This window comes from Cohnella kolymensis (assembly GCF_000829465.1).
GTDB lineage: Bacteria > Bacillota > Bacilli > Paenibacillales > Paenibacillaceae > Cohnella > Cohnella kolymensis.
This window is the reverse complement of record NZ_JXAL01000028.1, coordinates 21018-32453: the sequence shown is the minus strand read 5'-3', so window position 1 is coordinate 32453 and position 11436 is coordinate 21018. Positions and strand designations below refer to the sequence as shown.

13 protein-coding genes and 1 pseudogene are annotated in these 11436 nt (G+C 55.2%); all 14 read right to left on the bottom strand.

Features of this window, described 5'->3' with window-relative positions; translation table 11 throughout:
• Positions 1-114 precede the first annotated feature (114 nt).
• Positions 115-921 carry a DNA repair protein RecO gene (gene recO, locus SD71_RS18425; protein ID WP_052476394.1) on the bottom strand — a complete coding sequence of 269 codons (807 nt, stop codon included), beginning with the start codon at positions 919-921 and terminating at the stop codon, positions 115-117.
• Positions 922-924: 3 nt separating this feature from the next.
• Positions 925-1080, bottom strand: coding sequence for a YqzL family protein (locus SD71_RS23255; protein ID WP_082034335.1), 156 nt, complete (start codon positions 1078-1080; stop codon positions 925-927).
• Between the two features lie 100 nt (positions 1081-1180).
• On the bottom strand, positions 1181-2077 hold the full coding sequence (era, locus tag SD71_RS18420; protein WP_041066525.1) for a GTPase Era: 897 nt from the start codon (positions 2075-2077) through the stop codon (positions 1181-1183).
• Positions 2078-2104: 27 nt separating this feature from the next.
• A complete protein-coding gene (gene cdd, locus SD71_RS18415) occupies positions 2105-2539 on the bottom strand; it encodes a cytidine deaminase (protein WP_235427236.1) in 435 nt (144 codons plus the stop codon).
• 57 nt (positions 2540-2596) lie between these two features.
• Entirely contained in the window at positions 2597-2971 is a 375-nt protein-coding gene (locus SD71_RS18410) for a diacylglycerol kinase family protein (RefSeq protein ID WP_041066523.1), read from the bottom strand.
• A complete protein-coding gene (gene ybeY / locus SD71_RS18405; protein WP_041066520.1) occupies positions 2968-3504 on the bottom strand; it encodes an rRNA maturation RNase YbeY in 537 nt (178 codons plus the stop codon). The genes SD71_RS18410 and ybeY overlap by 4 nt, the downstream gene beginning before the upstream one ends.
• A complete protein-coding gene (locus SD71_RS26060) occupies positions 3476-4162 on the bottom strand; it encodes an HDIG domain-containing metalloprotein (protein WP_326998790.1) in 687 nt (228 codons plus the stop codon). The genes ybeY and SD71_RS26060 overlap by 29 nt, the downstream gene beginning before the upstream one ends.
• Positions 4071-5759 (bottom strand): hypothetical protein, encoded by a 1689-nt coding sequence (locus SD71_RS18400; RefSeq protein WP_326998789.1) that lies wholly within the window; start codon positions 5757-5759, stop codon positions 4071-4073. Before SD71_RS18400 ends, SD71_RS26060 begins: the two co-directional genes overlap by 92 nt.
• 15 nt (positions 5760-5774) lie before the next feature.
• Positions 5775-6746: a PhoH family protein gene (locus tag SD71_RS18395; protein ID WP_041066517.1), complete on the bottom strand. Its 972-nt coding sequence runs from the start codon at positions 6744-6746 to the stop codon at positions 5775-5777.
• Between the two features lie 6 nt (positions 6747-6752).
• Positions 6753-7954 (bottom strand): annotated as a pseudogene (gene yqfD / locus SD71_RS23250) (sporulation protein YqfD).
• Positions 7955-8014: 60 nt separating this feature from the next.
• Entirely contained in the window at positions 8015-8311 is a 297-nt protein-coding gene (gene yqfC, locus SD71_RS18385; protein WP_041066515.1) for a sporulation protein YqfC, read from the bottom strand.
• Positions 8312-8447: 136 nt separating this feature from the next.
• Positions 8448-9581: an alpha-hydroxy-acid oxidizing protein gene (locus tag SD71_RS18380; protein WP_041066623.1), complete on the bottom strand. Its 1134-nt coding sequence runs from the start codon at positions 9579-9581 to the stop codon at positions 8448-8450.
• A gap of 171 nt (positions 9582-9752) precedes the next feature.
• Positions 9753-10394, bottom strand: a complete 642-nt coding sequence (locus SD71_RS18375) for a hypothetical protein (RefSeq protein WP_041066512.1) — start codon at positions 10392-10394, stop codon at positions 9753-9755.
• Positions 10395-10435: 41 nt separating this feature from the next.
• Positions 10436-11434, bottom strand: coding sequence for a flotillin-like protein FloA (gene floA, locus SD71_RS18370; protein ID WP_041066509.1), 999 nt, complete (start codon positions 11432-11434; stop codon positions 10436-10438).
• Between the last annotated feature and the right edge of the window lie 2 nt (positions 11435-11436).

Sequence of the window (11436 nt, the reverse complement as noted above, 5' to 3'; positions counted from 1 at the left end):
GGCTTGCACTATCCCCGGCTCGCTGCGCCTGCCGACGGCGATCGGCTACTTTCTCCTTCATAGAGAACTGTAAATTCAATTATGATGACATTCTATCGGACGCGGCGGGCGATGTCAAACCGCTCCGTCTCCCGCTTCCGGAGGCTCGGCCGGCTTCGCCTCGCGCTGCCCAAGCAAATCTCCGTACTTCTCCCATTGATCGAGAAAATTGCGCGATTTCAGATTTAAACCCAGATGCGTGTCCATCCAACGACGCAGCGCCAATTGAAGCTGCCGTTTCGAACTCTCTTTCACCGCTACGCTGCCCAGGCGGCGCAAATCCATGTCCGCGAATAATCGCAGCAGCTTCCAGACCGGCTGCTCCAGTTCGAGCGCAGCCGGATCCTTATGCCGGCAATTACCGCACAGCGCGCCCCCGGATTGGGGGCTGAACAGGAACGGCCCTTGCGTTCTGCCGCAATTCGCGCATTCGTCCAACACCGGCGTGTAACCCGCGGCGCCGATCACTTTCATCTCATAAACCCGCACGACAATTTGCTTGTCTTTGCCTTCCGCGAGAGCGGTCAGGCATGCTTTGAACTGATGGAACAAGTAAGCGGCGGCTTCGTCGTCGTTGATCGCGCGGTCGGTCAATTCAGCCGCATATGCGGCATACGCCGGGCCTTCGAGACCTTCACGGAGCTCACGGTACGATTCGATGATTTCCCCGCTGTTCAAAGTCCCGAGTGAGCCGGACTTGTAATAAGAGAATTCGCCATATGTAAATAATTGCGCCAAAGCTCCATGCCGGCTTTTCGCTTTTTTCGCCCCGCGTACGACAACACCCTGCTTGCCGTAACTAGGCGTAAGCAGGGTTATGATTTTATTGCCCTCACCGTAATCCGTACTGCGAATCACGATTCCTTCCACCCGATAGAGCATCGGCTATCCTTCCTCGCTCCCGGAATTCACGTCCTGTTCCTCTGTCACACCGTCCGCACCAAGTTCCGATGCGGCGTCCAGTTGACCCACTTCCTTGTATAGCAGATAAGCTTCGACATCGCCGGTTTGCGTAAACACTTGCCACGTAAAATCACGCACAGCGTCTCTTCATCCTCTCCGACGGAAGTGAATTTCTCTTCCTCGGTTAGGATGTCCTGACCCTCTCTTCATATCCCTGACAACTTTTTTTGCCAATGAATTACTCGTGACGGAAACCCAGTGATTTCAGCACAGATTCGCGATTGCGCCAATCTTTGTTCACCTTCACCCATAGCTCCAGAAAAATTTTGGAACCGAGCAGCCGTTCCATGTCCTGCCGCGCCAGCTTGCCGATTTCTTTCAGGAACGCTCCGTTCTTGCCGATAATAATCCCTTTTTGGGAGTCCCGTTCCACATAGATGACGGCTCCGATATTCACGACACCGTTATCTCCGGCACCCATGCTTTCAATTTCCACCGCAATGGAGTGGGGAATCTCTTCCCGCGTCAGCTGCAGAATTTTCTCACGGATCAGCTCGGCGCATACGAATTGCTCGGGATGATCGGTCACTTGATCGGCCGGATAATACATTGGCCCCTCTTCCAAGTAACGCGACAACTGCTCCAAAAGCGCATTCACATTGCTGCCCTGAAGCGCGGACACGGGCACGATCTCCGCGAAATCAAGCAGCTTCCGGTATTTTTCGATAACGGGCAGGATGGCTTCTGGATGAATCTTATCAATTTTGTTCAGCACAAGAAACACAGGCGTATTCACCTTTTTGAGCTGCTCGATGATATAGCGGTCGCCGCCGCCGAGCGATTCGGTGACATCCGTCAGGAACAGCACCGCATCCACTTCATTTAACGCGCTTTCAGCAGCCTTCATCATGTAATTGCCCAGCTTAGAGTTCGGCTTATGAATACCGGGCGTATCCAGAAAGACAATCTGGATATCCTCAGTGGTATACACGCCATGAATCTTGTTGCGGGTCGTTTGGGGTTTGTCGGACATGATGGCGATTTTCTGACCGATCACTTGGTTCATCAGTGTTGATTTGCCGACGTTGGGACGGCCGACAATGGCCACAAAGCCGGATTTAAATCCTTTTTTCATATGCGGCACTCCTCAGGTGGGAAAAAGTTAGCTTTGGGCAGAGTGGAGATCCCGTGATGTGAATGCGCCCGGCAGCAATTCCTCTACGGTTGTGATTCGGTATGTACCCTTCATATTGCCCAGCACGACAGGCATCTCCGGCGCGCAAAGCTCCGCCAGCACTTGGCGGCATACGCCGCAAGGGGTGATCGGCTCAGGCGTGTCGCCGATGACCGCAACGACCTGAAACGCGCCCGGACGCTTGCCGTCCGCCACCGCGCGGAACAATGCCGTACGTTCGGCGCAGTTCGTCGGCCCGTACGCGGCGTTCTCCACATTGCAGCCGTGATGCAAATGCCCTTCCGAATCGAGCGCCACCGCACCGACGGCGAAGCTTGAATAGGGGACATAAGCGCTCGTCCGCGCCTTCTTGGCCGCTTCCAGAAGCTGTTCTACCGTAAGAGAAAGATGATCGATATTCAATATGATTGCCTCCTGAGATACGAACTATAGGAAAATGAATGAATTCCGCGCAATCCGTCATCCGAAACATAATTTCCACAATGGCGGACCCAGCACGATACAGCCGATTGCGGCGGCGAACAGCGAGGCGACCAACACGGCGCCTGCCGCCGCGTCCTTGGCTGTTTTGGCCAGCGGGTGAGTTTGCGGCGAGGCCAGGTCCACCGTCCGTTCAATGGCCGTATTGATCAGCTCGGACGTCCACACCGCGGCAATCGCCGCAAACAGCCAAGGCCATTGCGTCAGGGGCACTTTGAGCGCGAGAGCCAGGGCAACGACCAAGGCGGCCGCTGCCATATGAAACCGCATATGGCGTTCGCTTCGCAGCGCTTCCGCAATTCCTTGAATCGCGTGACGGAACGAATGCACCCAGTGCGAACGCCCGCCGCTCACCGCGTTAACCCCGCTTCCTTCAGCACCTCTTCTTGCTTGCCGAACATCGCCCGCTCCTGCTCGTTCTCGTCGTGATCATAGCCAAGCAAATGCAGGAAGCCGTGCACGAACAGGAAGCCCAGCTCGCGCTCAAAGCTGTGGCCGTATTCCTGGGCCTGAGCTTCCGCGCGAGGGACGGAAATGACGACATCGCCGAGCATGCCCGCGAACGGATCCTCTGCTTTCACTTCGTCCTTCCAGCCTTCTTGTCCTTCTTCCTCGGCTTCGTATTCGCCTTCGAACCGAATATCCGGCTCCTCGCCTTCCTTGAGCGAGAAAGACAATACATCGGTCGGCTTGTCCAGGCCTCTGTACTGGCGGTTCAGCTCGCGAATGCCTTCATCATCGGTCAACGTAAGCGTAACGACCCCGTTCGTAATGCCTTCTTTCTCACCGGCAATGTTAAGCAGCTTTTCCAGCAGGTCCATCCACTTCTCTTCCCGTTCACCGGCGCCGCCTTCCCGTTCATCGACCCATTCCAAGCTCAGCGTCATGTCGCTTCTCCTTTGCTTCTTTCAGCTTTTTCATCTCTTTGTCATCGGGGTATTCGATTCGCGAATGAAACATGCCGATGACGGTTTGTTTGAGTGTCTCCGCAATTTTGTCCAATTCCCGCAGCGTCAAATCACACTCGTTAAACTGATTGTCGTCCAAACGCTCTTTTATAATTTTAGAGATGATACCTTCAATCTGGTCTACGGTCGGATGATTCAGAGAGCGTACCGCTGCTTCGACACAATCGGCGATTCCGACGATCGCGGCTTCCTTCGACTGAGCTTTCGGGCCGGGATAACGGTAGTCTTCCTCCGTCCATTGCTTGTCCGTGCCATGCTCTTCCGCTAGTTTGGTTGCCTTGAAATAAAAATATTTCAGCAATGTCGTTCCATGATGCTGCTCGGCGATATCCCGGATCGGCTTGGGAAGTTTGTGAGCCCTCAGCATATCCGCTCCATCCCTTGCGTGGGCGATAATAATCGACGCACTGACCTTCGGGTCGAGCTTGTCATGCGGATTACCGGCACCGTTCTGATTTTCGATAAAATAGAGCGGACGCTTTGTTTTACCCACATCGTGATAGAACGATCCGACCCGGCACAGCAGTCCGTTCGCCCCGACCGCCTCGGCCGCGGCTTCCGACAGATTCCCCACCATCAGGCTGTGGTGTAGGTGCCCGGTGTCTCCGTGAGCACCTTGCGCAGCAGGGGTGATTCGGATTGGACAGCTCCACGAGCTTGAGCGCGGACAGAATGCCGAACGTCACTTCGAAAAACGGCATGAGGCCGATGACCAGGACTGCAGTAAGCAGCCCGCTTGAGAACATGAAGGCTACCGACTGGATCAGATCGGCCCGGTTCGGATGCGGGTTTACGAGCATCATCGCAAGGACGGCTACGGAACCGAACAAGCTCACCATAATTCCCGCCTTGAGAATGGAAGACCTCTGACTGGCACGGTGAATGGCGAGCGCAGCCGTAAAGGACACTACCGCCGTTACGAACCCGTAATGAAAATCGAACAAATGCTGCTGCTCGACGTTCAGAATAACGCTCGATACAAGCGTGAAGATGAACGCGCTGACCAGACCCAGATGCAAATCGACAAGCAGCGTCACCAGCATGCTTCCCATCGCCACCGGAGCGAGATAGCCGACGAACGGCCACTGTTCGCTGTGCGTCAGCGAAACCAGGTGCATGAACAGCATGTTGAGCGCAAAAATCAGCAAAAGCATAAGCCAATGAATATTCGTCCTCTTGTTGTGATCAGACGAAGCGGTGAGTTCACCATATCCGTACAAACCTAAAGTAAATAATATCGAGAACAATAGAACGCCCAGCTGCGGCCAATAGTTTTTACGCTCCTGCAGCAGTCCGAGATCGTCCAAATACTGATAGAGTTCATCGTCGACGACCTGGCCCGCCTTCACGATGACTGCCCCTTGCTTGATCATGACAGGTTCCGTGTTCTGCTTCGCTTGCGCTTTCGCCTGTTCGGTCGCTTCTTTATCGAAAAACTTATTCGGTAAAATGGCGAGTCTCGAAAGCTCTTGAACGACCTCGCGCTCCGACTTCAGCGCCAGCGAGCTGCCGTTCACGAGCTCCGCGACTTTGGTGCGCGCCGTCTCCGCCTCGGTGAGCGGTTCCATCATAAGCTTGCGCACAACGTCGCGGCCGACGCTCCTCATCTGCAGCAGCTGCTCGGGTGTGAAACGCGGCAGCTTATAAAAGGTTTCCTCGGGGATCCTGTATTTCTGCGCCTGTACCACCCGCTGCATTTCGGCGAGCAGTCCCGAAGAATAAGTCTCCGAGCCCGAGTTCGCATCAATGAAATTCGCCACATAACGATCGACGAGCTGCGGGATTTCCCGGCGGTAAATATCCACTTTGTCCGGTTCTGCGAGATCATCCTGGTTCAACTGCTCGATACGTGAAAAAATGTTCTCGATCAGCCCTTCATTCTTGAGGGCGACAATCGGATAAATCGGACCCACATTGTCGGCGGCCTGCTCCTCCGCTTGGGACGTCGCCTCTTTATCTTCGAATTGGCGAGGCGCTTTGATGTCGCGGTCGCTTTTGCCGTTTAACGTAATATCGTAGGTTTCCGGAACGAGGCGCGGCGCAAGGCTGAAATAAAATAAAAAGACAAAAAGCAGGAGAAGGAGCCAGCGCATCCATGCGCTGTGCTTCCATCCTGCCGACGTTTGTGGCAAGGTCAGCTGATTGCCCGACGGGCCGTTCGTTTTCCGACTCATCCGGCAGTTCCTCCCTTATGGTGTTAATTCTTTGTTTTCGTTATAGGCGATTATAATTTTCTGTACCAACGCATGGCGCACAACATCCTGCTCGGTGAAATACACGATGCCGATCTCCTCGATGTCCCGGAGGATCCGCTGCGCTTCTATTAATCCGGATTGCTTGCCTTTCGGCAAGTCGATCTGCGTGACATCCCCGGTGATGACCATATGCGAGCCGAATCCGAGTCTTGTAAGGAACATCTTCATCTGCTCCGGTGTCGTGTTCTGTGCCTCGTCCAAAATGACAAAGGAGTCGTCGAGGGTTCGTCCCCTCATGTAAGCGAGCGGAGCGATTTCGATCATGCCGCGCTCCATCGCTTTCGCAACCCCGTCCGCGCCGAGAACGTCATTGAGCGCGTCATATAACGGGCGCAAATACGGATCGACCTTCTCCTGCAAGTCGCCCGGCAGAAATCCGAGGCTCTCGCCCGCTTCCACAGCCGGCCGTGTGAGAAGGATCCGCTTCACTTTGCCGTTCTTCAAAGCGGCAACCGCCGAGACGACGGCCAGATAGGTTTTACCCGTACCTGCGGGTCCGATCCCGAAAACAATATCTTTCTTGCGTATGGTAGTCACATAATGCCGCTGTCCAAGCGTCTTCGGCAGAATCGGTTTGCCGCGGAATGTGGTCGTTATTTCTCCTTTGAACAGGGACAGCAGCTGGTCTGCCTTCATGTCCCGAGCCAGATCGAGGGCGTAGCGCACGTCCCTTTCCGTCAGCTGCAGGCCGCCGCGGATGAGTTCAAGCAGCGTGTCGAACAGCTGGTGCAGCGAACGGACCTCTTCCTCAGGCCCTTCTATGACAATCTCCGCATCCCTTGTATGGATAACGGACTCCGTTTGCTCTTGGATAAGCCGCAAGAACTTGTCCTGCGGACCATAAAGCGCCAATCCTTCCGCCACATTGTGCAATGGAATGTTCGCAGACAGTTTCAATTGTGACAAAAAGCCTCATTCCCCCTGATCGGTAGGTGTTATTACTATGGGACGCGGTATCGCGATAGACTGTTCCACTTCAAAGAGAACAGTTAACACCACTTTACCATTGTCCGTTTGTTCATGCAAAATCTTTTCCGCCTTGATCGACGCGTCGCGGCCGCTTATTGCAAGCAGCTCGGCGCGGGCTTGTGCAAGTCCGGCCTCTTTCGCCTGTGTGACGGTCAGCTTTTGCGAGTTTTCCTGAACCTCCATTTCGAATTCATGCATCCTTCCGAAAGGCAGCTGCCATTTTCCGAAGTGCACCCTCCGGAGCGTGGAACGGGTTTGGGACATCGAATAGGATTCACCCCGATAGCCCGATATTTGCAGCGCCCGGCTGCCGATGACGAGATAGCCCCGCTCGGTGGAGGCGCCGGTAAAGCTTTTACTTTTTTCGAGAGCGGCGACACGATGCGATATTCATGCCACACAAGCCCCATCACTTTCCCCTGGGAAACTACCGCTTTGCTCCGCTCCTCGCCTCCCAGTATTCCGGAAATAAGGACGTCGCCTTTGCGCACCCGATCATTCCGTTCCACCTTCGGCCGGCCGTTCTCGGCGATGATCCGGGTCACGACCGCGTCCGTCTTGGCGACCAGATCCCTTGGACTTTCCAGTGCTCTTTCCTCCGCGCTCGTGGAGTCGATCACCGTGATGATAATCGACGTGCCCTTTTTCTCGACGCCGATCCATGCGGCATCGGGAAGATGGCGGGCGAGCCGCTCGGACATCGTCTTCGAATCGGGAAGGCGGAATGACCATTGGTACTCATATATCCCTTCCGCGAGGGCCGCTTGACGGATTTTGTCGTCCGGGATGGCGCTGCCTCCCTCAACCTTCACGGTCCAGACCAGAGTCGAGAGAATGAACAGGGCCGCCGCGAATCCCACCATACCTGCAGCAAATGTTTTTCTCCGCGACAGGCGGGCCATGCGAAACGGCACTCCATGCCGTGACAATATACGAGTTTTACTGCCATTTTGTTTAAGAAGAGGGCGCAGACGAAAAAAATCCGGCACAGTGACCCCGAAAGTCAACCTTCCCTCCGGACTGAAAGCGATATTCCAAAGCGTGATTTTATGCGCGGTTGCGGCATTCAGAAATTTTTCCGGATCGCCCCCGATCAGCTTGACCCAGACATACCCGCGCAGGGCGGCCAGCCAGGTTCCCTTCATCCTTACTCCTCCCCTACTCCACAGCCTGTCCGATCAAAAGTGAAAAACGAGCAGCCGAAGTTATCCGGGAGGCCGTCCTTTCGGATGCAGTTGCACACCCAGGATCTGACCTTCGACGAACACTTCTTCAGCCCCGATATTGCGTATGACCAAATCCCGCCCGGTGACTTCCATCTCCCCGCCGTCCATTGCGAGCCGAAGCGAATCCGGTGAGAAATGGACGACGCCGCGATGATTTTCCACCGTAAGCTGAAGACCCCCGATCATCGTTACGCGAGGCAAGTCCAAAACCACATCCTGCGGCAGGTCGAGAATGGTTGCAGTCCATTTGCGCAGCTTTCGACTGACTCGCATCATGCGGCGGCCCTCCCTCCTCTACCGTACAACATATGCGAAGGCTCCACGCTTTATGAAGCGCAGCATGGTCAGGCTCATTCGGCCGCAGGCAAAACAAAAGCCGACTCCCGACGAGCGCGGGAATCAGCTGCTGGACTTACATCTTAGTAAGCAGGCTTGCATCTATTTCTTGCAATGAGCTTCTGCCGGATATGGCCAGCTGGAACTCCGTTTCGGCGACGAGATTTTCAATGACCGCCTTAACCCCGGTTTCTCCCGCCGCGGCCAGCGCATACGCATATGGCCTGCCGACTAATACCGCGGATGCTCCTAACGCCAACGCTTTAAGGATATCCGCACCCCTGCGGATGCCGCTGTCGAGGAGGATCGGAACGTCGCCGGCCGCGGATTGCACGATCTCCGGGAGAGCTTCCAGCGTGCCGATCGCGCCGTCCAGCTGACGCCCGCCATGATTGGAGACGATGATCCCGTCCGCGCCGTGCTCGATGGCCAGCCGCGCATCATGCGGATGCGTCACTCCTTTAAGCAGAAGGGGGAGATCCGTTCGTTTGCGAATCTCCGCAAAGTGCTCCCATGTAAAGCATGTGTTATTGCCCTCGTCGAGAGCCAGCAGCACAGCACTCTGCTTGTCTTCCTCCGGAGGCTGCTTCAGCTGTGACAGAAATACCGGGTCTGTAAAATAATTGCCCATGCCATGTCCTTCTAAAAAAGGCAGATAAGCGTTTCGGAGATCCGTTTCCCGCCAGCCCAGCATTGTAGAATCCACCGTAACGACGATCGCCGAATATCCCGCTTTTTTTGCCCGTTCCAAAAAGCTTTGCGTCAGCTCTTTATTTTTTGGAGGATACAGCTGAAACCAGCGGACCGCTTCTTTCATTTCATCGGCCACTTTCTCCATCGGCTGGGAAGAGACATTGCTTAGTACATAAGGAACACCGGTTTGTGCGCATACTCTTGCCGGCACCAGCTCGCCGTCCGGATGCAAAATCGAATTCACCCCGATCGGCGCGAGGAAAAACGGTACTTGAAGCTTCTGGCCGAACAGCCGGATCGTCAAATCCCGTTTCGATATATCGCAGCAGATGCGCGGCCGGATCCGATAACGTTCGAACGCCTTCCGATTGGCAATCATCGTGTCGCCCGCCCCGGCTCCGCCGTAGACGTATCCGAAAGGGCCGGCCGCAAGAATTTCCCTGGCTTTCTGCTCCCATTCGTGGAACGCCACCGGCAGGTGTCGAATCGACAAGTCTGAGCGTTCATAATAGTTCATCTGTATGCGCTCGCTGTCCAGGTTGGCCAACTGATTTCACTCCTTAGCAACGCAGCATAAACTTTGGATAGGTTACCGTGAGCACCACCGTTTCATTCGTGAATTGGCAGTTGAAAGCAAAAACGAGCCCGGAGGCTCGCTTAGTGTTGAGTAACAAAATAGGAAACCGGATTAACGTCGGTGCGGTCGCCGCGCTCTGGGCGGGCCAAGAATCTCCGCCCACATAACCGCGCGAGTAAGGTCCTGTGCAGTGAGACCTACAGCGGAATCAGAGGCTGACTCGTCTATTCGAACTGACTCGTCTATTCGAACTGTCTCGCCGCCGGTTGCGGTGTGATCCGTTTGCCGCGCATGCACAGACATTGGTACAGGCTCAGTCAAGGTAACCCTAGGCTCCTCGGATAAAGAGCGCTGCACAGGTTGTTCATGCCTAGCTTCGGTCCAGCCGCGATCCGGCTGCTGCCGCTGATCGGTAACAGGCTGAGGCCTGCCGTGATCCGATCGCTGCGGCTGCTGCCGCTGCTCGCTCCTCGGCCGGGGTTCCCTGGTCTCCATCCAGTCCGGTTGCCGCGGGGGCGCAGTTGGGACAGCAGGGCGCGCAGAAGGAGCTTCTCCGTCAGGCCGGGTTTCGGTTGCTGCAGGGCGGCTTTCGCCGGCGCGCCTCGGCCGCGGAAACCCGTCGCCGCCGAAATCAGGCATGCGGTTAGGGCGCTTCTCCAATGGTGACTTACGGAAGAACATCGTATAGATAATCCCCACGATCACAATTACAAAACCGATGTTACTCATTAAAAAAGATATCAGCCGCTCCATGGGTCAACTCCTTTCCGACAGTGCAGGCAGGCCGACGTGGCTTAGCGTTTGTCTTCACCGTCTCCGCGCGCGTTGTCGCCCTGGCGTCCGATCGAGCCTCGCATTTGCGTATCGGCTTCCAAGTTTTTCAGGTTCATGTAATCCATAACTCCCAGCTTGCCGCCTTTCAATGCTTCCGCCATCGCAAGCGGCACCTGTGACTCCGCCTCGACCACTTTAGCACGCATTTCTACGACTCGCGCTTTCATTTCCTGCTCTTGAGCAACAGCCATCGCGCGGCGCTCCTCCGCTTTCGCTTGCGCGATCCGCTTGTCAGCTTCCGCCTGCTCTGTTTGCAGATGGGCGCCGATGTTCTTGCCTACATCCACGTCCGCGATATCGATGGACAAAATTTCGAAGGCCGTACCGGCATCCAAGCCTTTGCCCAGCACTGTGCGAGATATCATATCAGGATTTTCCAACACATCTTTGTGCGAATTCGCCGAACCGACGGTTGTTACAATGCCTTCTCCGACGCGGGCGATAATCGTTTCTTCCCCGGCACCGCCGACAAGCCGATCGATGTTCGCACGCACAGTGACTCTTGCCTTTACCCTTACCTCAATCCCGTCTTTGGCCACAGCCGAAACGATCGGGGTTTCAATGACTTTCGGATTTACGCTCATCTGCACGGCTTGCAGCACATCGCGTCCTGCCAAATCGATCGCAGCGGCACGCTCGAACACCAGTGGAATATCTGCCCGTTGTGCGGCGATCAGAGCATTAACGACGCGGTCGACGTTACCGCCGGCAAGGAAATGGCTTTCCAGCTGATTGATGTTTAAACCTAAACCCGCTTTGGTTGCCTTGATCAGTGGATTGACGATCCGGCTGGGGACAACACGCCGAAGGCGCATACCAACCAGTGTGAAGATCCCAATCCTTACACCTGACGCCAATGCTGAAATCCACAGCATGATCGGGAAGAAGCTCAGAAAAACCGTTAGAGCAATAACCGCTAACGCAATAATAACCAAAAGCTGAATGTTGATCGTATCCATTT

What these genes read in the sequence shown, in the direction of transcription:
- recO (WP_052476394.1), bottom strand. Translation starts at nt 921, where the DNA reads ATGCTCTATCGGGTGGAAGGAATCGTGATTCGCAGTACGGATTACGGT.
- era (WP_041066525.1), bottom strand. Translation starts at nt 2,077, where the DNA reads ATGAAAAAAGGATTTAAATCCGGCTTTGTGGCCATTGTCGGCCGTCCC.
- ybeY (WP_041066520.1), bottom strand. Translation starts at nt 3,504, where the DNA reads ATGACGCTGAGCTTGGAATGGGTCGATGAACGGGAAGGCGGCGCCGGT.
- SD71_RS26060 (WP_326998790.1), bottom strand. Translation starts at nt 4,162, where the DNA reads ATGGTGGGGAATCTGTCGGAAGCCGCGGCCGAGGCGGTCGGGGCGAAC.
- SD71_RS18400 (WP_326998789.1), bottom strand. Translation starts at nt 5,759, where the DNA reads ATGAGTCGGAAAACGAACGGCCCGTCGGGCAATCAGCTGACCTTGCCA.
- yqfC (WP_041066515.1), bottom strand. Translation starts at nt 8,311, where the DNA reads ATGATGCGAGTCAGTCGAAAGCTGCGCAAATGGACTGCAACCATTCTC.
- SD71_RS18380 (WP_041066623.1), bottom strand. Translation starts at nt 9,581, where the DNA reads ATGAACTATTATGAACGCTCAGACTTGTCGATTCGACACCTGCCGGTG.
- SD71_RS18375 (WP_041066512.1), bottom strand. Translation starts at nt 10,394, where the DNA reads ATGGAGCGGCTGATATCTTTTTTAATGAGTAACATCGGTTTTGTAATT.
- floA (WP_041066509.1), bottom strand. Translation starts at nt 11,434, where the DNA reads ATGGATACGATCAACATTCAGCTTTTGGTTATTATTGCGTTAGCGGTT.